This is a genomic window from Pseudomonas sp. ASL7 (genome assembly GCF_056680375.1).
In genome coordinates this window covers 3,899,913-3,925,271 of the sequence record NZ_CM155279.1, presented here as the reverse complement: position 1 = coordinate 3,925,271, position 25,359 = coordinate 3,899,913, and the positions used below count along the sequence as shown (strand labels likewise).

The 25,359-nt window shown below is 58.8% G+C and carries 24 protein-coding genes and 1 pseudogene; 19 read left to right on the top strand and 6 right to left on the bottom strand.

Annotated elements, in window-relative coordinates; genetic code table 11:
• Window positions 1–126: 126 nt before the first annotated feature.
• The 3 genes from cgtA to AC1MDT_RS18140 all read left to right on the top strand — a co-directional run bounded on the left by cgtA (window position 127) and on the right by AC1MDT_RS18140 (window position 3,215).
• On the top strand, window positions 127–1,350 hold the full coding sequence (gene cgtA / locus AC1MDT_RS18150) for an Obg family GTPase CgtA (RefSeq protein WP_462016591.1): 1,224 nt from the start codon (window positions 127–129) through the stop codon (window positions 1,348–1,350).
• A 269-nt stretch (window positions 1,351–1,619) separates the two neighbouring features.
• Window positions 1,620–2,738 carry a glutamate 5-kinase gene (gene proB, locus AC1MDT_RS18145; protein WP_480422827.1) on the top strand — a complete coding sequence of 373 codons (1,119 nt, stop codon included), beginning with the start codon at window positions 1,620–1,622 and terminating at the stop codon, window positions 2,736–2,738.
• A gap of 12 nt (window positions 2,739–2,750) precedes the next feature.
• On the top strand, window positions 2,751–3,215 hold the full coding sequence (locus tag AC1MDT_RS18140; RefSeq protein WP_480418365.1) for a CreA family protein: 465 nt from the start codon (window positions 2,751–2,753) through the stop codon (window positions 3,213–3,215).
• Between the two features lie 184 nt (window positions 3,216–3,399).
• Here AC1MDT_RS18140 and rpsT read toward each other — a convergent pair whose 3' ends face one another.
• Entirely contained in the window at window positions 3,400–3,678 is a 279-nt protein-coding gene (gene rpsT / locus AC1MDT_RS18135) for a 30S ribosomal protein S20 (RefSeq protein ID WP_008154937.1), read from the bottom strand.
• Window positions 3,679–3,930: 252 nt separating this feature from the next.
• On the opposite strand from rpsT, the gene murJ reads away from it, so the two are divergent.
• From murJ to ispH, 6 genes are all read left to right on the top strand, one after another.
• Window positions 3,931–5,469 carry a murein biosynthesis integral membrane protein MurJ gene (gene murJ / locus AC1MDT_RS18130; protein WP_480418364.1) on the top strand — a complete coding sequence of 513 codons (1,539 nt, stop codon included), beginning with the start codon at window positions 3,931–3,933 and terminating at the stop codon, window positions 5,467–5,469.
• A gap of 128 nt (window positions 5,470–5,597) precedes the next feature.
• Window positions 5,598–6,548 (top strand): bifunctional riboflavin kinase/FAD synthetase, encoded by a 951-nt coding sequence (gene ribF, locus AC1MDT_RS18125; protein ID WP_480418363.1) that lies wholly within the window; start codon window positions 5,598–5,600, stop codon window positions 6,546–6,548.
• Window positions 6,549–9,380: an isoleucine--tRNA ligase gene (gene ileS / locus AC1MDT_RS18120; protein ID WP_480418362.1), complete on the top strand. Its 2,832-nt coding sequence runs from the start codon at window positions 6,549–6,551 to the stop codon at window positions 9,378–9,380.
• Complete coding sequence (gene lspA, locus AC1MDT_RS18115; RefSeq protein ID WP_414907628.1) at window positions 9,373–9,885, top strand: signal peptidase II; 513 nt, start codon at window positions 9,373–9,375, stop codon at window positions 9,883–9,885. Before ileS ends, lspA begins: the two co-directional genes overlap by 8 nt.
• A 7-nt stretch (window positions 9,886–9,892) precedes the next feature.
• Window positions 9,893–10,330, top strand: coding sequence for an FKBP-type peptidyl-prolyl cis-trans isomerase (gene fkpB, locus AC1MDT_RS18110; protein WP_480422826.1), 438 nt, complete (start codon window positions 9,893–9,895; stop codon window positions 10,328–10,330).
• Between the two features lie 127 nt (window positions 10,331–10,457).
• A complete protein-coding gene (ispH, locus tag AC1MDT_RS18105; protein WP_480418361.1) occupies window positions 10,458–11,405 on the top strand; it encodes a 4-hydroxy-3-methylbut-2-enyl diphosphate reductase in 948 nt (315 codons plus the stop codon).
• On the opposite strand, the gene AC1MDT_RS18100 is transcribed toward ispH, so the two are convergent.
• Window positions 11,382–11,924 (bottom strand): GspH/FimT family pseudopilin, encoded by a 543-nt coding sequence (locus AC1MDT_RS18100; RefSeq protein WP_480418360.1) that lies wholly within the window; start codon window positions 11,922–11,924, stop codon window positions 11,382–11,384. The two genes, ispH and AC1MDT_RS18100, sit on opposite strands and share 24 nt — an antisense overlap.
• Window positions 11,925–12,055: 131 nt before the next feature.
• On the opposite strand from AC1MDT_RS18100, the gene AC1MDT_RS18095 reads away from it, so the two are divergent.
• The 7 genes and pseudogenes from AC1MDT_RS18095 to thiO all read left to right on the top strand — a co-directional run bounded on the left by AC1MDT_RS18095 (window position 12,056) and on the right by thiO (window position 16,263).
• The gene (locus AC1MDT_RS18095; RefSeq protein ID WP_480418359.1) at window positions 12,056–12,529 is read left to right on the top strand and encodes a GspH/FimT family pseudopilin; all 474 of its coding nucleotides are present in this window, start codon (window positions 12,056–12,058) and stop codon (window positions 12,527–12,529) included.
• Complete coding sequence (gene pilV, locus AC1MDT_RS18090; RefSeq protein ID WP_480418358.1) at window positions 12,526–12,975, top strand: type IV pilus modification protein PilV; 450 nt, start codon at window positions 12,526–12,528, stop codon at window positions 12,973–12,975. Before AC1MDT_RS18095 ends, pilV begins: the two co-directional genes overlap by 4 nt.
• Entirely contained in the window at window positions 12,972–13,685 is a 714-nt protein-coding gene (locus tag AC1MDT_RS18085; protein WP_480418357.1) for a PilW family protein, read from the top strand. The genes pilV and AC1MDT_RS18085 overlap by 4 nt, the downstream gene beginning before the upstream one ends.
• An 11-nt stretch (window positions 13,686–13,696) precedes the next feature.
• Entirely contained in the window at window positions 13,697–14,179 is a 483-nt protein-coding gene (locus AC1MDT_RS18080; protein WP_480418356.1) for a pilus assembly PilX family protein, read from the top strand.
• A 262-nt stretch (window positions 14,180–14,441) separates the two neighbouring features.
• A pseudogene (locus AC1MDT_RS18075) lies at window positions 14,442–14,693 on the top strand (pilus assembly protein); the annotation flags it as partial.
• Window positions 14,694–14,707: 14 nt separating this feature from the next.
• A complete protein-coding gene (locus AC1MDT_RS18070) occupies window positions 14,708–15,106 on the top strand; it encodes a type IV pilin protein (protein WP_480418355.1) in 399 nt (132 codons plus the stop codon).
• 56 nt (window positions 15,107–15,162) lie between these two features.
• Entirely contained in the window at window positions 15,163–16,263 is a 1,101-nt protein-coding gene (thiO, locus tag AC1MDT_RS18065) for a glycine oxidase ThiO (RefSeq protein ID WP_480418354.1), read from the top strand.
• Window positions 16,264–16,392: 129 nt separating this feature from the next.
• Here the strand turns inward: thiO and AC1MDT_RS18060 are convergent, their stop codons facing one another.
• The 4 genes from AC1MDT_RS18060 to AC1MDT_RS18045 all read right to left on the bottom strand — a co-directional run bounded on the left by AC1MDT_RS18060 (window position 16,393) and on the right by AC1MDT_RS18045 (window position 20,807).
• Window positions 16,393–17,733, bottom strand: coding sequence for a sigma-54-dependent transcriptional regulator (locus AC1MDT_RS18060; RefSeq protein ID WP_480418353.1), 1,341 nt, complete (start codon window positions 17,731–17,733; stop codon window positions 16,393–16,395).
• Between the two features lie 2 nt (window positions 17,734–17,735).
• Window positions 17,736–19,325: a sensor histidine kinase gene (locus tag AC1MDT_RS18055; RefSeq protein WP_480418352.1), complete on the bottom strand. Its 1,590-nt coding sequence runs from the start codon at window positions 19,323–19,325 to the stop codon at window positions 17,736–17,738.
• On the bottom strand, window positions 19,315–19,548 hold the full coding sequence (locus AC1MDT_RS18050) for a PP0621 family protein (protein WP_480418351.1): 234 nt from the start codon (window positions 19,546–19,548) through the stop codon (window positions 19,315–19,317). Before AC1MDT_RS18050 ends, AC1MDT_RS18055 begins: the two co-directional genes overlap by 11 nt.
• 236 nt (window positions 19,549–19,784) lie before the next feature.
• Window positions 19,785–20,807 (bottom strand): outer membrane protein assembly factor BamD, encoded by a 1,023-nt coding sequence (locus AC1MDT_RS18045; RefSeq protein ID WP_480418350.1) that lies wholly within the window; start codon window positions 20,805–20,807, stop codon window positions 19,785–19,787.
• A gap of 151 nt (window positions 20,808–20,958) precedes the next feature.
• Between AC1MDT_RS18045 and rluD the strand changes: the two genes are divergently transcribed.
• The 3 genes from rluD (at window position 20,959) to clpB (ending at window position 25,337) form a co-directional block, all read left to right on the top strand.
• Window positions 20,959–21,921: a 23S rRNA pseudouridine(1911/1915/1917) synthase RluD gene (rluD, locus tag AC1MDT_RS18040; RefSeq protein ID WP_046048807.1), complete on the top strand. Its 963-nt coding sequence runs from the start codon at window positions 20,959–20,961 to the stop codon at window positions 21,919–21,921.
• Window positions 21,918–22,643, top strand: coding sequence for a peptidoglycan editing factor PgeF (gene pgeF, locus AC1MDT_RS18035; RefSeq protein ID WP_480418349.1), 726 nt, complete (start codon window positions 21,918–21,920; stop codon window positions 22,641–22,643). The genes rluD and pgeF overlap by 4 nt, the downstream gene beginning before the upstream one ends.
• A gap of 129 nt (window positions 22,644–22,772) precedes the next feature.
• Window positions 22,773–25,337, top strand: a complete 2,565-nt coding sequence (gene clpB / locus AC1MDT_RS18030) for an ATP-dependent chaperone ClpB (protein ID WP_480418348.1) — start codon at window positions 22,773–22,775, stop codon at window positions 25,335–25,337.
• Window positions 25,338–25,359: the final 22 nt, after the last annotated feature.

Here is a 25,359-nt window from a genome sequence, read left to right as displayed (position 1 = left end):
AAGCTGTTTGTAATGGGCTCCAGCGCTGGATTTGCGGTCGTTGATTGAGGTCGCTGCGCTCATTTTTGCAAGAGTCTTATGTCTTAGTGTTTTTCGGCTCGTCCGTATGACGAGAGGCGTTTTGTTATGAAGTTTGTTGATGAAGTATCGATTCGAGTAAAGGCCGGCGACGGCGGTAACGGTTGCATGAGTTTCCGTCGCGAAAAATTCATTGAAAACGGCGGCCCGAACGGCGGCGACGGTGGTGATGGCGGCTCGGTCTACATGGTCGCCGACGAAAATCTCAACACCCTGGTGGACTACCGTTACACCCGGCACTTCGATGCCGAGCGCGGTTCCAACGGCGGCAGCACCGACTGTACCGGCAAGAAAGGTGAGGAGCTGGTGCTGCGCGTTCCAGTCGGCACGACTGTTATCGACTCCGCTACTCAGGAAGTCATCGGCGACCTGACCAAGGCCGGTCAGCGTCTGCTGGTTGCCCATGGCGGCTGGCACGGTCTGGGCAACACCCGTTTCAAATCCAGTACCAACCGTGCTCCGCGTCAGACCACTCCGGGTAAGCCGGGTGAGGCGCGTGACCTCAAGCTGGAAATGAAGGTGTTGGCAGACGTGGGTCTGCTGGGCTTGCCGAACGCAGGCAAAAGTACCTTCATTCGTTCCGTATCGGCTGCCAAGCCGAAAGTCGCCGACTACCCGTTCACCACGCTGGTGCCGAACCTGGGTGTGGTCTCGGTCGACCGCTGGAAAAGCTTCGTGGTTGCGGACATTCCGGGCCTGATCGAAGGCGCTTCCGATGGCGCGGGCCTGGGGATTCGCTTCCTCAAGCACTTGTCGCGTACCCGTTTGCTGCTCCACCTCGTCGACATGGCGCCGCTGGATGATGCCAGTGCTCCGGATGCTGCTGAAGTGATCGTCAGCGAATTGACCAAGTTCAGCCCGTCCCTGGCTGAGCGTGATCGTTGGTTGGTGTTGAACAAGTGCGACCAGATCCTTGAAGAAGAGCACGATGCTCGCGTCAAGGAGATCGTTGATCGCCTTGAGTGGACCGGTCCGGTCTACGTGATTTCGGCCATTTCCAAGCTGGGCACTGAGCGTCTGTGCCACGACATCATGCGTTACATGGAAGATCGTGCCGATCGTCTGGCGAATGACCCGGCTTACAAAGAAGAGTTGGCCGAGCTCGATCAGCGCATCGAAGACGAAGCCCGTGCCCAGTTGCAGGCGCTGGATGACCAGCGTGCCCTGCGCCGCAGCGGCGTGAAGTCGGTCCATGACATCGGTGACGACGATTGGGACGAAGAAGACGTGGATGACGAAGACGGTCCGGAAATCATTTACGTGCGTGACTGATTGTGTAGGAGCAGCCGGTCGACGCTCGATTGCTCGCGAAAGGCTCAAAAGCGCCGCGTTGATTCAGCCAATACGCATCATCGTTGGCGTCCTTCGTCGGAGCGCCGCCCGGAGCAAGCTCGCTCCTACAAGCGGTGTTATCATCGCCGCAAGCCGGTTTCTAAGGCGCCGCTCAATTGAGCGGCGTTTTAGTTTCCGGAAATCGGTAGTCACGAATAACGTTATGGGCAGCGCTGGGTCGTTCTGTCCTCAAGCTAAGGTTGAAGATGATGCGGAGCAAGGTGACAGGTGCGCAGCGTTGGGTTGTGAAGATCGGCAGCGCATTGCTGACGGCGGACGGCAAGGGCCTGGATCGCGCAGCAATGGGTGTCTGGGTCGAACAGATGGTGGCCTTGCATGAGGCGGGCGTCGAGCTGGTGCTGGTGTCCTCCGGGGCTGTGGCTGCGGGCATGAGCCGTCTGGGGTGGACCGTGCGACCCAGCGCGATGCACGAGTTGCAGGCCGCCGCCGCCATCGGTCAGATGGGCCTGGTGCAGGCTTGGGAGTCGAGCTTTGCCGAGCATGGCCGGCACACCGCGCAAATTCTCCTGACTCATGATGACTTGTCTGACCGCAAGCGCTACCTGAATGCTCGTAGCACCTTGCGTGCGCTGGTTGAGCTGAAGGTTATCCCGGTGATCAACGAGAACGACACCGTGGTCACCGACGAAATCCGATTCGGCGACAACGACACGCTTGCAGCGCTGGTGGCGAACCTCGTCGAGGCTGACTTGCTGGTGATTCTTACAGATCGTGACGGCATGTTCGACGCCGATCCGCGCAACAACCCTGACGCCAACCTGATTTACGAAGCGCGGGCCGATGATCCGGCGCTGGATGCGGTGGCCGGTGGTACCGGTGGTGCCTTGGGGCGCGGCGGGATGCAGACCAAATTGCGTGCGGCGCGTCTGGCGGCTCGTTCGGGTGCTCATACAATCATCGTTGGCGGGCGCATTGAGCGTGTGCTGGATCGCCTGAAAGCGGGCGAGCGCCTCGGCACGTTGCTGTCGCCGGAGCGCGGCATGTTGGCGGCGCGCAAGCAGTGGCTGGCCGGGCATCTGCAAACCCGTGGCACGCTGGTGCTGGATGCGGGGGCGGTGACGGCATTGTCCCAGGGCAACAAAAGTTTGCTGCCGGTCGGCGTCAAACTGGTCCAGGGCAGCTTCCGTCGCGGCGAAATGGTGGTGTGCGTGGCGCCGGACGGTCGTGAAATCGCTCGCGGACTGGCCAATTACAGTGCTCTGGAAGCGCAAAAAATCATCGGTCAGTCGTCAGAGGCGATTGTCGGTTTGTTGGGTTACATGGCGGAGCCGGAGCTGGTTCACCGCGATAACCTGATTCTGGTTTGAAGGAGTACCTGAATGCGCGTAGCAAATGGATTGTTGGGCTTGTTGTTGGCGATGCCGCTGCTGGCCTCGGCCGAGGAGATAGGTCAGGTGTCGACGGTGTTCAAATTCGTCGGCCCGAACGACCGTATTGTTGTCGAAGCGTTTGATGATCCGAAGGTTGATGGTGTGACCTGCTACCTGTCGAGAGCCAAGACGGGTGGTGTGAAGGGTGGTCTGGGGTTGGCTGAAGATCGCGCTGAAGCGTCTATCGCCTGTCGTCAGGTCGGGCCGATCAGCTTCAGGGGTGAGCTCAAGGATGGTGAAGAGGTGTTCAAGGAGCGCACTTCGCTGGTGTTCAAGACCATGCAGGTGGTGCGGTTCCTCGATAAAAAGCGCAATACGCTGGTGTATCTGGTGTACAGCGATCGCTTGATCGAAGGCAGTCCGCAGAATGCGGTGACGGCAATTCCGATCTTGCCGTGGACGCACGCTCAGTAATCCAGCGAAAATCCAAATGTGGGAGCGAGCCTGCTCGCGAAAGCGGTGTAACAGTCAACGATGATGTTGAATGTTAGGACCCCTTCGCGAGCAGGCTCGCTCCCACATTTTTTTGCGGTGCTTTCATTAAATCGCGGGCAATAAAAAACCGACCCTAGGGTCGGTTTTTTAACAAGCTTATCGCTTATGCGGCAACAGCAAGGTTCAGAGCCTTGACGTGACCGTTCAGGCGGCTCTTATGACGAGCAGCCTTGTTCTTGTGGATGATGCCTTTATCGGCCATACGGTCGATAACTGGCACGGCCAGAACGTAAGCAGCTTGAGCTTTTTCAGCGTCTTTTGCGTCAATGGCTTTAACTACATTCTTGATGTAGGTACGAACCATGGAACGCAGGCTGGCGTTGTGGCTGCGACGCTTCTCAGCCTGTTTTGCACGTTTTTTGGCGGAAGGTGTGTTGGCCACCGTCGAGCTCCTCGAAAGACTTTTTAGGAAATAGCAAACAAAATAGGCCGCGAATCATGCCGATGAGTTGATGTCTTGTCAAGGGCGGTTGAGACGTTCCGCTAAGTGGTAGGTATAAAGAGGCGGGATATTTATTTCCGGCGCTTGACCTGTAAACTCGCGAGCTTTGGCTCTGTGCTGCTGCGGCGCGGAGTATCGCATAAGTAGGCGCTTTGTTCGCCTGCTGTTTATCGACAGGCACAAACTCTTTCAATGAATCTGCTCAAATCGTTGGCCGCCGTCAGCTCTATCACAATGGTTTCCCGGGTTCTGGGGTTCGTTCGTGACACGCTCATCGCGCGTACATTTGGCGCTGGAATGGCGACCGACGCCTTCTTTATCGCCTTCAAACTGCCCAATCTGCTACGGCGGATTTTCGCCGAGGGGGCCTTCTCCCAGGCATTTGTGCCGATTCTTGCCGAATATAAAAGCCAAAAAGGTGAGGAGGCGACGCGAACGTTCATTGCGTATGTCTCGGGTCTGCTGACGCTGGTGCTGGCGTTGGTCACCGTGTTAGGCATGCTCGCTGCGCCGTGGGTCATCTGGGCCACGGCACCTGGGTTCACCAATACCCCGGAAAAATTCCAGCTGACCTCCAGTTTGTTGCGGGTGACTTTCCCTTATATTTTGCTGATCTCCCTGTCTTCATTGGCCGGTGCGATCCTCAATACGTACAACCGCTTCTCGGTGCCGGCCTTTGTGCCGACACTGCTCAACGTCAGCATGATCATCTTTTCGGTGTTTCTGACGCCGTATTTCGATCCGCCGGTCATGGCCCTGGGTTGGGCGGTTCTGGCGGGTGGCCTGGCGCAATTGCTTTACCAGCTGCCGCACCTGAAAAAGATCGGCATGCTGGTGCTGCCGCGCCTGAATCTGCGCGACAGCGGCGTCTGGCGGGTGATGAAACAGATGCTGCCAGCGATTCTCGGGGTGTCCGTGAGTCAGATTTCGCTGATCATCAACACCATTTTCGCCTCATTCCTGGTGGCCGGTTCTGTGTCCTGGATGTACTACGCCGACCGCTTGATGGAGTTGCCGTCGGGCGTGCTCGGTGTGGCGTTGGGCACGATTCTGCTGCCGACGCTGGCCAAGACTTACGCCAGCAAGGATCGCCATGAGTACTCGCGAATCCTCGATTGGGGCCTGCGCCTGTGCTTCGTGTTGGTGTTGCCGTGCTCACTGGCATTGGGGATCCTGGCCGAGCCACTCACTGTTTCGCTGTTCCAGTACGGCCAGTTCAGTGCGTTTGATGCGTCCATGACCCAGCGGGCGCTGATCGCTTATTCGGTTGGTTTGTTGGGAATTATCGTGATCAAAGTGCTGGCGCCGGGCTTTTATGCGCAACAAAACATCCGCACACCGGTAAAAATTGCAATTTTCACCCTGATCGTCACCCAGTTGTTCAACCTGGTGTTGATTGGTCCGCTGGCCCATGCCGGCCTTGCCCTGGCCATCAGCGTCGGGGCCTGCATCAACGCCGGGCTGTTGTTCTATCAGCTGCGCAAGCAGCAGATGTACCAGCCGCAGCCGGGTTGGGCGAAGTTCGGCGCCAAACTGGTGGTCGCTGTTGTTGTGATGTCCGCGGTACTGCTGGGTGCGATGCACTTCATGCCCGCTTGGGATCATGGGCACATGCCTGAACGCTTTTTACGTCTGGGTGCTTTGGTCGTCGCAGGTGTGGTGGCATATTTCGGTATGCTGGCGTTGATGGGCTTCCGGTTACGCGACTTCAATCGCAAGGCCTTGAGCTGAGGTCGTTACCTCGATAAACACGGGCGGGCCGGCGGTTTTGTCGGCTCGATCACTTTGGTTACGGTGTTGCCTGTCGTCGGCCGCCGGGTGTGGTTATAATCGACCACTTTATGAGCAAGAAGCGCGTTATGCAGCTGGTTCGAGGCCTCCACAATCTGCGCCCCCAGCATCGGGGCTGTGTCGCCACTATTGGCAACTTTGACGGTGTTCACCGTGGCCACCAGGCAATCCTGGCGCGTCTGCGTGAACGTGCGATCGAGTTGGGCGTGCCCAGCTGCGTGGTGATTTTCGAGCCGCAGCCTCGGGAATTCTTCGCTCCGGACACGGCGCCTGCTCGTCTGGCCCGGCTACGGGACAAGCTGCAGCTGCTGGCCGTCGAAGGTGTTGACCGGGTCCTTTGCCTGGCCTTCAATCAGCGCTTGAGCAAGCTCAGTGCCAGCGAGTTCGTCGATACCATTCTGGTGGACGGCCTCGGCGTGCAGCACCTGGAGGTCGGTGACGACTTCCGTTTCGGCTGTGACCGGGCAGGAGATTTCGATTTCCTGCAACAGGCAGGCATTGTTCAGGGCTTTACCGTCGAAGCGGCACAAACCGTCGAGCTGGACGGTATTCGGGTCAGCAGCACCCAGGTCCGCAATGCCCTGGCGGCTGCCGATTTTACCTTGGCCGAGCGACTGCTCGGTCGTCCGTTCCGGATTGCCGGACGGGTGCTGCATGGCCAGAAGCTGGCGCGCCAACTGGGTACGCCAACCGCCAACATACAACTCAAGCGGCGTCGCGTGCCGCTGACCGGGGTTTACCTGGTCAACGTCGACATCGACGGCAAGACCTGGCCAGGCGTCGCCAACATTGGCGTGCGACCCACGGTCCAGGGAGATGGCAAAGCCCACCTCGAAGTGCACCTTTTAGATTTTGCCGGCGATCTGTATGACCGGCGTTTGACGGTGGTTTTCCACCACAAGCTGCGTGAAGAGCAGCGTTTCGCCTCTCTGGAGGCGCTCAAGACGGCGATCAATGCGGATGTCGCCACCGCCCGTGCCCTGTCGCACCTAGCGCCAATCGCTAATGAAGAGCCTTAAATGACCGACTATAAAGCCACGCTAAACCTTCCGGACACCGCCTTCCCAATGAAGGCCGGCCTGCCTCAGCGCGAACCGCAGATTCTGCAGCGCTGGGACAGCATTGGCCTGTACGGTAAGTTGCGCGAGATTGGCAAGGATCGTCCGAAGTTCGTACTTCACGACGGTCCTCCGTACGCCAACGGCACGATTCACATCGGTCATGCGCTGAACAAGATTCTCAAGGACATGATCATCCGCTCGAAAACCCTGTCGGGTTTCGACGCGCCTTATGTTCCGGGCTGGGACTGTCATGGTCTGCCGATCGAGCACAAAGTCGAAGTGACCCACGGCAAGAACCTGGGCGCGGACAAGACCCGCGAACTGTGCCGTGCCTACGCGACCGAGCAGATCGAAGGCCAGAAATCCGAGTTCATCCGTCTGGGCGTGCTGGGTGACTTCGCCAACCCGTACAAGACCATGGACTTCAAAAACGAGGCCGGTGAAATCCGTGCCTTGGCTGAAATCGTCAAAGGCGGCTTCGTGTTCAAGGGCCTGAAGCCTGTGAACTGGTGCTTCGACTGTGGTTCGGCGTTGGCGGAAGCGGAAGTCGAGTACGAAAACAAAAAGTCCTCGACCATCGACGTGGCGTTCCCGATTGCCGATGAAGCCAGGCTGGCGGCCGCTTTCGGCCTGCCGTCGCTGGGCAAGCCTGCTTCGATCGTGATCTGGACCACCACACCGTGGACCATCCCGGCCAACCAGGCGCTGAACGTTCACCCGGAATTCAACTACGCCCTGGTCGATGTCGGCGACAAACTGCTGGTGCTGGCTGAAGAGCTGGTCGAGTCGTGCCTGGCGCGTTACAGCCTGGAAGGCTCGGTCATCGCGACCACCACCGGTAAAGCGCTGGAACTGATCAACTTCCGTCACCCATTCTACGATCGCTTGTCGCCGGTTTATCTGGCCGAATACGTTGAACTGGGCGCTGGCACCGGCGTGGTTCACTCCTCTCCGGCTTACGGCGTGGACGACTTCGTGACCTGCAAGAAATACGGCATGGTCAATGACGACATCCTCAACCCGGTACAAAGCAACGGCGTTTACGCGACCTCGCTGGAGTTCTTCGGCGGCCAGTTCATCTGGAAAGCCAACCCGGCCATCGTCGACAAACTGACCGAAGTCGGTGCGCTGCTGCACACCACCACCATCGAACACAGCTACATGCACTGCTGGCGTCACAAGACCCCGTTGATCTACCGCGCCACGGCGCAGTGGTTCATCGGCATGGACAAAGAGCCGGTGACCGGCGATACCCTGCGCAAGCGTGCGATCAAAGCCATCGAGGACACCAAGTTCGTCCCGGCCTGGGGTCAGGCGCGTCTGCACTCGATGATCGCCAACCGTCCGGACTGGTGCATCTCCCGTCAGCGCAACTGGGGCGTGCCGATCCCGTTCTTCCTGAACAAGGAAAGCGGTGAGCTGCACCCACGGACCGCCGAGCTGATGGAAGAAGTCGCCAAGCGCGTCGAAGTCGAAGGCATTGAAGCCTGGTTCAAGATGGACGCTGCCGAGCTGCTGGGCGATGAAGCGCCGCAATACGACAAGATCAGCGACACGCTGGACGTCTGGTTCGACTCGGGCACCACGCACTGGCACGTCCTGCGCGGTTCGCACCCGATGGGCCACGAGACCGGTCCACGGGCCGACCTGTACCTGGAAGGCTCGGACCAACACCGTGGCTGGTTCCACTCGTCGCTGCTGACCGGTTGCGCCATCGACAACCACGCGCCATACCGCGAGCTGCTGACCCACGGCTTCACCGTCGATGAGTCCGGCCGCAAGATGTCCAAGTCGTTGGGCAACGTGATCGCGCCGCAAAAGGTCAACGACACCCTGGGCGCCGACATCATGCGTCTGTGGGTGGCTTCCACCGACTACTCGGGTGAAATGGCGGTTTCCGAGCAGATCCTGCAACGCAGTGCGGACGCCTACCGGCGTATCCGTAACACCGCGCGCTTCCTGCTCTCCAACCTCACCGGTTTCAACCCGGCCACCGACATCCTGCCGGCGGAAGAAATGCTCGCCCTCGACCGTTGGGCCGTGGACCGTACCCTGCTGCTGCAACGCGAGCTGCAAGAGCACTACGGCGAGTACCGTTTCTGGAACGTCTACTCCAAGATCCACAACTTCTGCGTGCAGGAGCTGGGCGGTTTCTACCTCGACATCATCAAGGACCGTCAGTACACCACTGGCGCCAACAGCAAGGCTCGCCGTTCGGCACAAACCGCGCTGTACCACATCAGCGAAGCGCTGGTGCGCTGGATCGCACCGATCCTGGCATTCACTGCCGACGAGTTGTGGGAGTACCTGCCGGGTGAGCGTAACGAATCCGTGATGCTCAACACCTGGTACGAAGGCCTGACCGAACTGCCGGAAGGCGTCGAGCTGGATCGCGCCTACTGGGAGCGGATCATGGCGGTGAAAGTCGCGGTCAACAAGGAAATGGAAATCCAGCGCGCGGCCAAGGCCGTCGGTGGCAACCTGCAAGCCGAAGTGACGCTGTACGCCGAAGAAGCGCTGAGTGCCGACCTGGCCAAGCTGAGTAATGAACTGCGTTTCGTGCTGATCACCTCGACGGCTGCTGTTGCGCCGTTCGCGCAGGCTCCGGCCGATGCCGTGGTCACCGAAGTCAGCGGTTTGAAACTGCAAGTGGTCAAGTCGAGCCACGCCAAGTGCGCCCGTTGCTGGCACTGCCGCGAAGACGTCGGCGTGAACCCGGAGCATCCGGAAATCTGCGGTCGGTGCGTCGACAACATCAGCGGCGCTGGCGAGGTTCGTCACTATGCCTAATGCCGTTGGCCGTTTTGGACGGCTGAGCTGGCTTTGGTTGAGTTTGCTGGTCCTGGTCATCGACCAGGCCAGCAAGTTCTACTTTGAAGGCTCGCTGAGCATGTACCAGCAAATCGTGGTGATCCCCGATTACTTCAGCTGGACCCTGGCCTACAACACGGGCGCGGCGTTCAGTTTCCTGGCCGACAGCTCTGGCTGGCAGCGCTGGCTGTTTGCCCTGATCGCGGTGGTGGTCAGTGCGGTGCTAGTGGTATGGCTCAAGCGTCTGGGCCGCAAAGAAACCTGGCTGGCGATTGCGCTGGCCCTGGTGCTCGGCGGCGCGCTGGGTAATCTGTATGACCGCATTGCCCTGGGCCATGTGATCGATTTCATTCTGGTGCATTGGCAGAACCGCTGGTACTTCCCGGCGTTCAACTTTGCCGACAGTGCGATTACTGTGGGTGCTGTAATGCTTGCATTGGACATGTTCAAAAGTAAGAAGACCGGAGAAACCGTTCATGACTGAACAGGTATTGGCTGAGCAACGCATCCGCCAGAACACGGAAGTCACCTTGCACTTTGCATTGCGCCTGGAGAACGGCGACACCGTCGACAGCACGTTCGACAAAGCCCCGGCGACCTTCAAGGTTGGCGACGGTAACCTGTTGCCAGGTTTCGAAGTTGCGCTGTTCGGCTTCAAGGCTGGCGACAAGCGTACGCTGACGATTCAGCCGGAAAACGCCTTTGGCCAGCCGAACCCGCAGAACGTGCAAATCATCCCGCGCTCGCAGTTCAAGGACATGGAACTGTCGCCCGGCTTGCTGGTGATTTTCAACGATGCGGCGAATACCGAGCTGCCCGGCGTGGTGAAAGAGTTCGATGACGAGCAAGTGACCATCGACTTCAACCACCCGCTGGCCGGCAAGACACTGACCTTTGACGTCGAGATCATCAACGTCAAATCGCTGTAACATTGTAGGAGCGAACTTGCTCGCGATGGTCTCAAGGGCACCGCGTTTTTTCTGGATGAACACGGTGCCCGTTGGTCCATCGCGAGCAAGCTCGCTCCTACACACAGGGCAAGACACGAGGCACAGCATGCAAATCAAACTCGCCAACCCCCGTGGCTTCTGCGCCGGCGTGGACCGTGCGATCGAAATCGTCAATCGCGCCCTGGAAGTCTTCGGGCCGCCGATCTATGTGCGCCACGAAGTGGTTCACAACAAGTTTGTCGTCGAAGACCTGCGCGCGCGCGGGGCGATTTTCGTCGAAGAGCTGGACCAAGTGCCGGACGATGTGATCGTGATCTTCAGCGCCCACGGTGTTTCCCAGGCGGTACGTACCGAAGCCGCTGGCCGTGGCTTGAAAGTGTTCGACGCGACCTGCCCGCTGGTGACCAAGGTGCACATCGAAGTTGCTCGCTACAGCCGTGACGGCCGTGAATGCATCCTCATCGGCCATGCCGGTCACCCGGAAGTCGAGGGCACCATGGGCCAGTACGATGCCAGCAATGGTGGGGCGATTTACCTGGTCGAAGATGAGAAAGACGTTGCCGCACTGCAGGTGAACAATCCTGAAAAACTGGCGTTCGTGACCCAGACCACCCTGTCCATGGACGATACAAGTCGCGTCATCGACGCGCTGCGTATGCGCTTCCCTGCGATCGGTGGCCCGCGCAAGGACGACATCTGCTACGCCACGCAAAACCGTCAGGACGCCGTCAAGCAACTGGCCGATGAATGCGACGTGGTACTGGTGGTTGGCAGCCCGAACAGTTCCAACTCCAATCGCTTACGTGAACTGGCAGAGCGCATGGCCACCCCGGCCTATCTGATCGATGGCGCCGAAGACCTGCAAAAGAGCTGGTTCGAAGGTGTCGAGCGCATCGGCATTACCGCTGGCGCCTCCGCACCGGAAGTTCTGGTGCGTGGCGTGATCCAACAGTTGCAGGCCTGGGGCGCAACCGGTGCCGACGAGCTGGCCGGTCGTGAGGAAAACATCACGTTCTCCATGCCTAAAGAGCTACGCGTCCGTTCGCTGCTCTGAGTTTTCTCCTCTCGCGCATAACGCCTGTGCAGTTTTTTTGCTGCGCAGGCTGACGCGGCCGTTGGAGGCCAGTACCACCTGGAACTCGCTTACCGGTTCGCGGGTTGCGCAAATGTGCAACGTCCCTGATTGAAACCCACCATGCAGCGGTTCGCCCAAATGGCTGAATCGTACGGAAGTCTTCACATATTGATTGCCGAAAATCGGCACCCGATTGCCGCTCCTGCGCTCGACTAGCAGTGGATTGCTGCTGTCGTCATGTCCCTTGCCATTAATATCCAGAATGATCCGCCAGCCCTGGCTCCAGTCCTCGTTTATCCCGTGTATGACGACGGCCTGATTGCGGGCGATCGCCTCGCTCCTGGCACTGCGCATGCCACTGACAAGAGACCTCGCCGCCTCCTCGCGATGGTTCGTTTCCTTGAGCGTTGCGAGCGCCGGACTGACCAGTAGCAGAACAATCCCGATAATTGTCAGTCCCATGAGCAGTTCGATCAGGCTGAAACCTTGCTGACGCATGACATGTCCCTCCTTGGAACGTGGCGACCTGCGCGATCCTGGCGCGAGTAATGACAACACAAGCGAACATCTGCCGGTCGAGAGTTTTAGCGTGTAGAGGCAGGTATAGCCGACGGCTACGGAGGGCACTGATGGATCATCGTACAAAAGGTTTCACGCTGATCGAGTTGCTGGTCACGCTCGCGGTCTTTTTGATCCTGATCAGCCTGGCCGTTCCGGCATTCACCCGCTCGGTACAAAGCACCAAGGCCGACACCGAGATCGGCGACTTGCAACGAGGTTTGAATTTTGCACGGCTGGAGGCGATTGATCGCGGCGTTACCACCCGGGTTCGCCCCACGGTTGGCGGCAGTGTCTGGACCGGGGAGGTGACGGTCTATGCCGGTACTGGCACACCGGCCAATGTATTGCGGGTTGTTCCAGCGATGAGCAGCGGCGCGACTCTGACACTAACCTCAGGCGTAACTGCCATCGATTTCAACAATCTCGGCGGTTTGTCGGCACCGTCTACGGCGGTGGTGATCAGTTATGTATTGGGGGCGCAAAGCAGGACGCTGAATGTGTGTCTTAACGGACGAATTCTATTGGGTGGAAGTTGCGGATGAGGGAAGGGAGCAAGCGTGCACAGGAGGGCATGACGCTGATCGAAGTCTTGGTGGCGTTGGTGATTCTGAGCGTTGGGCTGTTGGGGGCGGCGGCGATTCAGCTCAATGCGCTGAAGTACACTGACAGCTCGCGGATGACCAGCCAGGCGAGTTTTATCGCCTACGACATGATGGATCGCATTCGCGCCAACTCCGGTGCCGATTACACCGTCACACCACCGACCTCGGGCAACCTGAGCGTCGCCCGGGATCAGGACCTCTACGACTTCACCTCCAACATCATCAATCTCCTCGGCACCAGCGCCACGGGCAGCGTCACCCTCAATCAGCGGGTGTACACCATCACCATTACCTGGGACGACTCAAGGGCGGCCAATACGGCCAATTCCCGTCGCAGCTTTGTTCTGACCAGTCGCGCTACCGTCGACCCGGTGTCGACGCCGTGAACCAGTCCAGCAAAGGTTTCGGCCTGATCGAATTATTGATTGCCCTGGCGTTGAGCTTGATCGTGGTTCTGGGCGTGGCGCAGATATTCATTGCGGCCAAGAACACCTACGTCAGTCAGAACGCCTCGGCCAGCATGCAGGAAGATGCGCGTTTTGTGCTGAGCAAACTGATTCAGGAAATCCGCATGGTGGGGATGTTCGGGTGCCTGGGGGTGATCAATGACGCAAGCGCCGGAGGGAGCTTCAGTGCCAGCCAGAGAGTGCCGATCAGTTGGGACAACGCCAAACTCAAACTGACCCTGGTGACCGCCGATGTCGGTGGAGGCGGCGGGACGCCGACCTGGACGGTGGTGTCCGATTGCCGAAACACTGCAACGGCTTATTCCAATGCGCAGGTTCCCGCGTCGGGACAACTGGCGTTTCCGATTCGAAGACTGGTGTATAGCCTCAAGAACAATCAGCTGACGATGGCCGTCGGCATCGGTACACCCATTCCGGCGGTGTTGGTCGACAACGTCAGTGCCTTCAACGTGAGCTTCGGTCTCGCCAATTCGGCGACCGATGTCTCTACTTCCAGCTACAGCACCAACCCATCAGACCCGGCGCGAATCCGCAGCGTGCGGCTGACCTTGACGCTCACTGACCCGAACAAACGGGTGCGCGATCAAACCTTCAACGTGGTTGCTGCTTTACGCAACCGCTTGCCATGAGAGGAGGGCCGATGAACTGTTTTCCCGTGACGGCCCACGCCCAGCGCGGCATGGCGCTGCTGGTCAGTCTGGTGTTCCTTTTGCTGCTGACTTTGATTGGCATTTCATCGATGCAGAACGCGACCCTGCAGGAAAAAATGGCCAATAGCGTGACCTTGCGCAATCAGTCATTTCAGGCCGCCGAAGCCGCGCTGCGCATCGGTGAAAGTGCGGTGCAACTGGACACCTATACGTTGCCGGTGTGCAGCGGCACGACTCAATGCGCGCCACCGGCAGAATCATCATGGATAACCGCTGGCGGGTTCAATTCCACCTCGGGGGTGACCTGGATCGCAACCGGCAGTGGCTTCTATGGGGTGCAGAACATCGGTACAACGCTGACTGCCGTAAATGTACCGAGCAACACCTGCGCAACGCTTTATCGGGTTACAGCGGTGGCCATTGTGGGCAACAACGTTCGCAGTGTGGTGGAGAGTATTTATGCGAAGTACTGAGAGGCGCGCCACGTTATGGCAGCTGTTGTGCGGCGCGCTGTTGGGGCTTTACCTCTCGGCGCCGGCGTATGCCTTCACACCCTCGGACTCACCGTTGTTGAGCGTTGCGGCGGTTGCGCCGAACGTGATGCTGATGATTGATGACTCGGGGAGGATGAACAGCATTATTTATACCGCCGGATTTGACCCAACGGTAAAACGTACGCCGACCTGTTCAAAGGGTGGCTACGCATTCTATAAAAACAGCCTTACCCCTCAGTGCCTGGTCGAACTGGATGCGTTCAGCGGTAAGATGCTCAACTATGCGGTGCAGGGCAGTAATGGCGACGCCGTGGTCGACAGCACTGACATGGTTTCCAGTGGGGTGATATTTACCGGTGACATCCCGACCCTGAACGCTATCGTCAACGGTGCGACCCGCAAGATCGTGAACGATTCCAGTGGCGGCATCAGCACACTGGTGGAAAAATCCGGCGGCGGCAGCCGTCGCATCATGTGGCGACAAATACAGTAAGTGAGAGTTGAGGCATGCGCAGATCCATCCGAGGTTTTACCCTGATCGAAATCATGATCGTGATTGCGATCATCGGGATCGTCATCACCATTGGTTACCCAAGCCTCATCGAGTACGTGAATAAGGGGCGACGCGCCGAAGTGGTCGGTCTGCTCTCCGAGCAGGCGCAGACGCTTGAACGGTTCTATTCGAACAAGAATGTCTACACCGGTGCTACCGGCCTGAGCGCCGGCAATGACTACTACACCATTACGCCAACCCTGACCGACCAGACGTTTTTGCTGACCGCCGTACGTAAGGCCGGCGCCATGGCGACTGACAAGTGTGGGGATTTCACCCTCACCAACACCGGCGTCAGAAGCATGGTCAATGCAACGGCAGGGCTGACCACCAAGGATTGCTGGGGGCGCTGATTTTCATTTTTCGGGCGTCCTTTGCGCCTCTGTCTATTTATCGGTTGGATCAGAACATGAGCAGGCAAGAGCAAGTAGTGATTGTCGGCGGCGGGGTGATTGGCCTGCTGACGGCATTCAATCTCGCTTCAGAGGTGCAGAGCGTCGTGCTGCTGGATCGTTCGAGTGTGGGTCAGGAGTCGTCCTGGGCCGGTGGGGGAATCGTTTCGCCGCTTTATCCGTGGCGTTACAGCCCAGCGGTCACCGCGCTGGCCCATTGGTCCCAGGACTTTTATCCACAGCTCGGCGAGCGCCTGTTTGCTGCGACCGGTGTAGATCCCGAGGTTCACACCACAGGCCTTTACTGGCTGGATCTGGATGATGAGGCCCAAGCGCTGGCCTGGGCCAAGCGGGAGAACCGTCCGCTGCGGGCTGTGGATATCTCGGCGGCACACGATGCTGTCCCGGTACTGGGCGCCGGTTTTTCCAGGGCGATCTACATGGCGGATGTGGCCAATGTGCGCAATCCGCGGCTGGTGAAGTCACTCAAGGCTGCCTTGCTGGCACTGTCGAACGTGACGATTCATGAGCAGTGCGAAGTCAGCGGGTTTGTCCGTGACGGCGATCAAGTCGTCGGCGTTCAGACTTCGGCGGGGGTTATCCACGGTGATCAGGTGGTCCTGACCGCGGGCGCCTGGAGTGGTGATTTGCTCAAAAGCCTGGGACTGGACCTGCCGGTCGAACCGGTGAAAGGGCAGATGATTCTCTACAAGTGCGCGGCCGACTTCCTGCCGAGTATGGTGCTGGCCAAGGGGCGTTATGCGATTCCCCGGCGCGACGGGCACATTCTGATTGGCAGTACGCTGGAACATGAAGGCTACGACAAGACGCCGACCGATTCGGCACTGGAGAGTCTGAAGGCTTCGGCGGTGGAGTTGATTCCTGCACTGGCGGATGCCGAGGTCGTGGGGCATTGGGCCGGGCTACGACCAGGTTCGCCAGAGGGCATTCCCTATATCGGTCGGGTGCCGGGATTCAATGGGCTTTGGCTCAATTGCGGGCATTACCGTAATGGGCTGGTATTGGCGCCAGCATCGTGTCAGTTGTTTGCAGATGTGATGTTGGGGCGTGAGCCGATTATTGATCCTGCTCCGTATGCGCCGGCCGGGCGGGTCTAGCTGCGGGAATTTGGCGCCGGTTAGATCGCCTTCGCGAGCAGGCTCGCTCCCACAGTTGATCGGCGGTGTTTTCAGATTTTGTGCACGCCACTAAACCCTGTGGGAGCGAGCCTGCTCGCGAAGGGGCCCTCAATCCAAGCCTAATTTCTTCAGTCGATAACGCATCGACCTGAATGAAAGACTCAACCGCTGAGCCGCCGCCGTGCGGTTCCAGCGGGTTTCTTCCAGGGCCTGAAGGATGAGTTTGCGTTCGACGTTTTCCAGATAGTGTTCCAGGTTATCGATCTGCGTCAGGTCTGGCACACCGCCTTCGGCGGCACAGTTGCCTTCGGCCAGTCGCAGGTCGCAGGCTTCGATTTGTGTGTTTTCGCAGAGGGTGTGAGCCCTTTCGAGCATGTTCTCCAGTTCCCGCACATTGCCAGGGAAGCGGTAGCTTTTCAGCGCGGCGAGGGCGTGTGGGTGGAGTGTTGCGGCAGGCTGGCCGCTACCTGCAGCCAGGCGCTTAAGCACATGGCTGGCCAAGGGCTCAATGTCGTCCCGGCGTTCGCGCAAAGGCGGAACGCGTAGCTCGATCACATTCAGGCGATAGTACAAATCCTGGCGAAAGCGTTCAGCGGCGACTTCGGCGTCGAGGTCTTTGTGGGTGGCGCAGAGGATGCGCACATCGACCACGATCTCTTGTTGCCCGCCGACACATCGGATGGTTTTTTCCTGAATCGCCCGCAGCAGCTTGACCTGCATCGCCAGCGGTAAATCAGCCACTTCGTCGAGGAACAACGTGCCGCTATGAGCCGCTTGAAACAGGCCTGGTTTGTCTTCGATAGCGCCAGTGAAGCTGCCTTTGCGATGGCCAAAAAACTCGCTTTCCATCAATTCCGACGGGATTGCCCCGCAGTTCACCGGGATAAACGGCTGGTTGGCGCGTGGCCCTTGCTCATGAATCAGTCGCGCGACCAATTCCTTACCGCTGCCGGATTCGCCGCTGATGTACACCGGCGCCTGGCTGCGCGCCAGTTTGTCGATGTGTTGGCGCAGGCTGCGCATGGGCAAAGAATCACCCAGCAACCGACGATCAATGGCATGACTGATGCCGGCGGGCGCGGGCAGGCTCAGAGCACTGGTGACCAGCTTCCGCAGGCGGGTGAGATCGACCGGTTTGGTCAGAAAGTCGAAGGCGCCGGCCTTGAGGGCATTGATCGCCGTCTCAAGGCTGCCGTAAGCGGTAATCATCGCCACGGGTACGTGCGGATAGCGTTGCTGGATGTGTTGCACCAACTCCAGGCCGGTGCCATCCGGCAGGCGCATGTCGGTCAGGCACAGGTCGAATGTCTCTCGGCTCAGCAGCGTTTGGGCTTCGCCAAGGTTACGAGCACTGAAGGTGTCGAGTTTCATCCGTCCCAGGGTGATTTCCAGGAGTTCGCGGATATCCGGTTCGTCGTCGACGATCAGGATTTTTTGTCGTGAGCTCATGTTCAACCTTGTTTCCGTCCGTGAGCAAAGGTGATGCGAAAGCAGCCGCCGCCTTGGCGTGGTTCAAAGTCTAGGCGGGCCTGGTTGCTTTCGCACAGCTCACGGGACAGATAAAGCCCCAGCCCGGTGCCTTGAGGGCTCGTGGTGAAGAACGGCTCGAACAAGTACACCCGATGGTCTGGCGCGACGCCGGGACCATTGTCCAGAACCTCCAGGGTCGGCAGTTGGCTGTTCGGGTGGACAAACAGCTTAAGCCAGGCTTGCGCCTGGTCATGGCTCAGCGCGCTGTGGCGCCAGGCATTGCGCAACAGATTGTCGAGAATCTGGTTCAACTGGTTCGGGTCCATCAGGGTTTTGAAGTCGCCAGTACCGATGTGCAGGTGAATCTGCTGACGCTCGCTCACGCCCTCGCGGGTTTCGGCGACGAACCGTTCCAGGCACGGCTTCAGATCGAGCCGTTGTGGCTCGGTTTGCTGGCGACGGGACAGTTGCAGGACGTTTTCGATGACTCGATTCATGCGCTTGGAGTGGTCTTGAACAATTTGTGTCAGACGTCGGTCCGCTCCGTTCAGTTCCTCTGACTCCTGCAATAGCTGTGCGGCATGACTGATGGCGCCCAGAGGGTTGCGAATCTCATGGGCAATGCTGGCAGTCAGGCGGCCAAGGGCGACAAGTTTCAATTGCTGGGCTTGCTGGGCGATCTGGGCAAGGTCTTCGAGAAAGACCAACGTGTGGTGATGGGGTCTTTGGTCAAGGGCAATGAAGCTGGGTTGCAGCTCCAGACCCGTGCTGGCGATTTTCAGGCTCTGGGGGCGCAGTGTCGGATTGTTGAACCACAGTTGCAGGCGTTCAACGAGGGCAGGGCAATGGTTGTCGATCAGCTGGTTTTCGAGGCTGCCGCGACCCAGCAGGGTCAAGGCGCTGTGGTTGGCCAGTTGAACCCGCCGGTGGTTGTCGAGCACCAGGATGCCGGTACGCATGCGTTTGAGAATTAGCGCATTGAGGGTTTCGAGGCTGATAACTTCGTTAGCCCGTTGTTCGGCCAGCGTTTCGCTGACGTCCAGGCGTCGTATCAGGCCTTGCACCAGCAACGCCGCCGCAAAGCACAAAGCGCCAAGGGTGCCGGCTTGCAGGTAATCGTTAGGGCTGGTGGGTTGGCTGAAGCTCAAGAAAAAGCTCGAGCCGACGATGCCTAACGCGCCGACTGCAGCAATCAGCAGGCCGATGCGGCCTCGCAACAAGGTGTTGCTGATGGCCACCGACACGATCAGCAAATTGCCGATGGCGCTGGCCACACCGCCCGCGGCATAGAACAGGCCGCACAGCAGCAACACATCGGCCAGCGACAGGGCGACCCGTTGCGCCGGTCGTCGGGTGTTCTCGAGGAAGACCACCAACAGGATATTCAGTACCAGGTACAACCAGCTGCCACTGCGCAGCAGGTCGTCATTGGTATATGTCAGCAGCTGGTTATCCATGTTGCTGGAGATCAACAACACCAGGGTGATGCCGACGCTTAAGCGGTAGAGGTGATAAAGGCGCAGCAGTCGCTGGGCCTGTTTGCTGCCGGGACTGGACGTCTCAGCGATCACTGGAGCTCGGGCCTTGCTCAAGATGAGCCTGGCTGCAATACCATTTTTGTTGAAGATTCAGCGCGCGGTCGCGGGGCAGGTGGACGCCGCAATGTGCGCAGCGAACCATGGGCGCCGCTTCCAGTTCGGCAGTGGACTTGGGTGCAGAAGCCTGGCGCTTGTTCTTGCGCCAGAACCATATCGCCGCAACTATCAGGGCAATCCAGAACAATTTACCAAGCATGGCGAGCAGCTGCTATATGACCGATGAACCGGCAGTTTAGCGAAGGACATGGCAGGCGCACAGCGTAATAAAACGGAGTAATAAAAAAGGGAGACTCGAGAGTCTCCCTTTTTTAGGGACTGTAGGAGCGAGCTTGCCCGCGATGGTCGTTAACGATAACGCGTGCTTACTGGCTAAACGCGGCGCTCTTGAGTCCATCGTCGGAACGCCGCCCGGAGCAAGCTCGCTCCTACACGTCAGTCGAACACGCCGAAGGTCAGGCGGCTGAACCACGAGCGGTCAGTGTTATTGCCTTGTGTTTCATGCTTTTCCTCTTTGGTCACATCGCCATTTGTATCTTTAGGCTTGAGATCGCTTGGAATCGCGTCTTTGGCATCCTGGAACTGCTTCTGCACGTCCTGGTTGGCGCGGGTTTCGCCCGGCGGCAGCGGTGGGCGGGAATCGATCAAGCCCAGAGTCGCCTTGCTCAACCACGACCGGTTGTCGGCTTCTTCCATCGATGGCTTGAACTGACCGTCCACCAGGCTCGGGTGGTTCGGGTAATTGAGCTTCAGGGCTTCGAGGCTGGTATTGGCCAGTTCGTCCAGGTGCATGCGCTGGTACGACTCGACCATTACCGCCAGGCCGTCACCGACCGAAGGTGTTTCCTGGAAGTTTTCTACCACATAACGACCACGGTTCGCGGCAGCGACATAGGCCTGACGGGTCAGGTAGTAGTCTGCAACGTGAATTTCGTAGGCCGCCAGCAGGTTACGCAGGTAAATCATGCGCTGCTTGGCGTCAGGCGAGTAACGGCTGTTTGGGAAGCGGCTGGTCAGCTGGGCGAACTCGTTGAAGGAGTCACGAGCGGCACCCGGGTCACGCTTGGTCATGTCCAACGGCAGAAAGCGCGACAGCAGGCCGACGTCCTGATCGAAAGACGTCAGCCCCTTGAGATAGTAGGCGTAATCGACGTTCGGGTGCTGCGGGTGCAAGCGAATGAAACGCTCGGCAGCGGATTTCGCAGCCTCAGGCTCAGTGTTCTTATAGTTGGCATAGATGAGTTCGAGTTGAGCCTGATCGGCGTAGCGACCGAACGGATAACGCGATTCCAGAGCCTTCAGCTTGGCTATGGCGGTGGTATAGCTTTTGTTGTCCAGGTCGGTCTGAGCCTGCTGGTACAACTCGACTTCACTCAGGTTTTCGTCTACGACTTCCTTCGATGAGCAAGCAGCGGTCAATGCGAGGATGGCGATCAGCAGCAGGTGTTTCACTTGCATGGCGGCTTGCGTCCCTATGACGGCCGCTGTCTTGGGCGGGGCCGTCCTGTTATGATGGGCGCCCCGTTGAATAGCCTCGGGGCAAAAGACGCCGTATTTAACCACAAGCGCGCAGCCGAAACCAAAGGCTGTGCCGACGCCTAGTCTGAGCATGTCCGATAAAATTGAACTTCGCGCAGAGGTGCCGTCCGAATTGGGCGGCCAACGCCTCGATCAAGTCGCCGCACAACTATTCGCTGAGCACTCGCGCTCGCGCCTTTCCGCCTGGATCAAAGACGGCCGCCTGACTGTGGATGGGGCGGTTATCCGCCCGCGAGACATCGTTCATGGTGGCGCCATTCTTGAGTTGACTGCCGAGCAGGAAGCTCAGGGTGAATGGATCGCTCAAGACATCGAGCTGGACATCGTCTATGAAGACGACGACATCCTGGTGATCAACAAGCCCGCGGGCCTGGTGGTTCACCCGGCTGCCGGCCACGCCGATGGCACCTTGCTCAACGCCTTGCTGCACCATGTGCCGGACATTATCAATGTGCCCCGCGCCGGTATCGTGCATCGACTGGACAAGGACACCACCGGTCTGATGGTGGTGGCCAAGACCATTCAGGCGCAGACGCAGCTGGTTACACAGTTGCAGAGCCGCAGCGTCAGCCGGATCTACGAGTGCATCGTGATCGGCGTGGTGACGGCGGGCGGCAAGATCAACGCGCCGATCGGTCGCCATGGTCAGCAACGCCAGCGCATGGCCGTGATGGAAGGCGGCAAGCAAGCCGTCAGCCATTACCGCGTGCTTGAGCGTTTCCGCTCCCACACTCACGTGCGGGTAAAGCTGGAAACCGGTCGTACGCACCAGATTCGTGTGCACATGGCCCACATCAACTTCCCGTTGGTCGGAGATCCTGCCTATGGCGGTCGTTTCCGTATCCCGCCGGCAGCCAGTGTGACCATGATCGAATCGTTGAAGGCGTTCCCGCGTCAGGCGCTGCATGCGCGGTTCCTGGAGCTGGATCACCCGACGACCGGTAAACGCATGAGCTGGGAATCGCCACTGCCCGACGACTTCGTCTGGTTACTGACGCTGCTCAAGCAAGACCGCGAGGCGTTCATCGGATGAGTGACTGGCTGATACCCGACTGGCCTGCGCCTGCCGGGGTGAAAGCCTGCGTTACCACCCGTGCGGGCGGCGTCAGTCTGGCGCCGTTCGACAGCCTCAATCTCGGCGATCACGTCGACGACAGCCCCGAAGCTGTGGCCGAAAATCGTCGTCGTCTCACCGATCATTTCTCTATTCAACCGGCCTGGCTGCAACAGGTTCACGGCATTGTCGTGGCTCATGCAGACCCAAGCCGTGTGGATACCGCTGATGCCAGTTGGACCGCAACCCCTGGGATTGCCTGCGCGTCGATGACGGCTGATTGTCTGCCAGCATTGTTTTGCGACCGTGCCGGTACTCGCGTCGCGGCGGCCCACGCGGGTTGGCGCGGATTGGCGGCGGGCGTGCTGGAGGCCACTCTCGACAGTCTGGCCGTGCCGCCAGAAGAAGTGTTGGTCTGGCTTGGCCCGGCCATTGGCCCCCAAGCCTTTGAAGTCGGCCCGGAAGTACGCGAAACCTTCGTCCAGCAATTACCCGAAGCCGCCACCGCTTTTGTGCCGAGCCAAAATGCCGGCAAGTTCATGGCCGATATCTACAAGCTGGCGCGTTTGCGCCTGGCCGCTCGCGGTATAACAGCTGTCTACGGTGGCGGTTTCTGCACCGTGACCGATCCGCGCTTCTTTTCCTACCGTCGCAGCCCTCGCACGGGTCGATTTGCCTCCCTTATCTGGCTTGAAAGCTAGACTTTCCTGATCTGCATCAACCTCCTGACGCTTGAATCTCCCAGAATCGACCACATCTAATGAGGTATCTGGCAGGTTTCTTCATTCAGGATGTTTATAGGTCCGGCCTGCTCAAAAGGAAGGTGACCCATGCGTATAGACCGTTTAACCAGCAAGTTGCAGTTAGCCTTGTCCGACGCCCAATCCCTGGCCGTCGGCCTCGATCATCCCGGCATTGAACCGGCGCACTTGATGCAAGCCATGCTTGAACAACAGGGTGGTTCGATCAAACCCCTGTTGATGCAGGTGGGCTTTGACGTCAACAGCTTGCGTAAAGAACTGACCAAAGAACTCGACCAGCTCCCGAAAATCCAGAACCCGACCGGCGACGTCAACATGTCGCAGGATCTGGCGCGCCTGCTCAACCAGGCCGATCGTCTGGCCCAGCAGAAGGGTGATCAGTTCATCTCCAGCGAACTGGTGTTGCTCGCCGCTATGGACGAGAACAGCAAGCTCGGCAAATTGTTGCTCGGCCAGGGCGTCAGCAAGAAAGCCCTGGAAACCGCGATCAACAACCTGCGTGGTGGCGAAGCCGTCAATGACGCCAACCACGAGGAATCACGCCAGGCGCTGGATAAATACACCGTCGACCTGACCAAGCGCGCCGAAGAAGGCAAGCTTGACCCGGTCATCGGTCGCGATGACGAAATTCGTCGGACCATTCAGGTCCTGCAGCGTCGCACCAAGAACAACCCTGTGCTGATCGGTGAACCTGGCGTGGGTAAAACCGCCATCGCCGAAGGCCTCGCCCAGCGCATCATTAACGGTGAAGTGCCGGATGGCCTGAAAGGCAAACGGCTGTTGTCGCTGGACATGGGGTCGCTGATTGCCGGTGCCAAGTATCGCGGCGAGTTCGAAGAACGCCTGAAATCCTTGCTTAACGAGCTGTCGAAGCAGGAAGGGCAGATCATTCTGTTCATCGACGAATTGCATACCATGGTCGGCGCCGGCAAAGGTGAAGGCTCGATGGATGCGGGCAACATGCTCAAGCCGGCATTGGCTCGCGGTGAACTGCACTGCGTTGGCGCAACGACGCTCAACGAGTACCGCCAATATATAGAGAAGGATGCGGCCCTCGAACGACGCTTCCAGAAAGTATTGGTGGACGAGCCGAGCGAAGAAGACACCATCGCTATCCTGCGTGGCCTGAAAGAGCGTTACGAGGTTCACCACAAGGTGGCGATCACCGACGGCGCGATCATCGCCGCGGCCAAGCTCAGTCATCGCTACATTACGGATCGTCAGTTGCCGGACAAGGCCATCGACCTGATCGATGAAGCCGCCAGTCGTATCCGCATGGAGATCGATTCCAAGCCGGAAGTGCTCGACCGTCTGGAGCGTCGCCTGATTCAGCTGAAGGTGGAATCCCAGGCGCTGAAGAAAGAAAGCGACGACGCGGCGAAGAAACGCCTGGAAAAACTCCAGGAAGAAATCGTTCGTCTCGAGCGTGAGTACTCGGATCTCGAAGAAATCTGGAACGCGGAAAAAGCCGAAGTTCAGGGCTCCGCGCAGATCCAGCAGAAAATCGAACAGTCCCGCCAGGAACTGGAAACTGCTCGCCGCAAAGGCGATCTGAACCGCATGGCCGAGTTGCAATACGGGGTTATCCCGGACCTGGAGCGTAGTCTGCAAATGGTCGACCAGCATGGCAAAAGCGAGAACCAGTTGCTGCGCAGCAAGGTGACGGAGGAAGAGATTGCCGAAGTCGTCTCGAAGTGGACCGGTATTCCCGTGTCGAAAATGCTCGAAGGCGAGCGCGACAAGTTGATGAAGATGGAAAGCCTGTTGCACCAACGTGTGATTGGTCAGGACGAAGCAGTTGTTGCGGTTTCCAACGCGGTTCGGCGTTCCCGAGCCGGGTTGTCCGACCCGAATCGTCCGAGCGGTTCATTCATGTTCCTCGGCCCGACCGGTGTCGGTAAAACCGAGCTGTGCAAGGCGCTGGCCGAGTTCCTCTTTGATACGGAAGAGGCGATGGTGCGGATCGACATGTCCGAGTTCATGGAGAAACATTCCGTGGCCCGACTTATCGGTGCGCCACCGGGCTACGTAGGCTATGAAGAAGGCGGTTACCTCACCGAGGCGGTGCGTCGCAAGCCTTATTCGGTGATCCTCCTGGACGAGGTCGAGAAGGCCCACCCAGATGTCTTCAACATCTTGTTGCAGGTGCTGGAAGATGGCCGACTGACCGACAGCCATGGCCGCACGGTGGATTTCAAAAATACCGTGATTGTCATGACCTCCAACCTGGGGTCGGTGCAGATCCAGGAACTGGTCGGTGATCGTGAAGCGCAGCGTGCGGCGGTGATGGATGCGATTTCCACGCACTTCCGTCCGGAGTTCATCAACCGGGTCGACGAAGTGGTGATCTTCGAGCCGTTGGCTCGGGATCAGATCGCCGGCATTACCGAGATCCAGTTGGGTCGCCTGCGCAGTCGTCTGACCGAACGCGAGCTGAAACTGGAACTCAGCCCTGAGGCCATGGATAAGCTGATCGCGGTGGGTTACGACCCGGTGTATGGCGCACGACCGCTCAAACGAGCGATCCAGCGCTGGATCGAGAACCCGTTGGCGCAGTTGATTCTGTCGGGTCGTTTCATGCCCGGCGATACCGCCAAAGGTATCGTGGAGAACGACGAAATCGTCTTCGTCTGATCTTCTGTATGTAGGAGCGAGC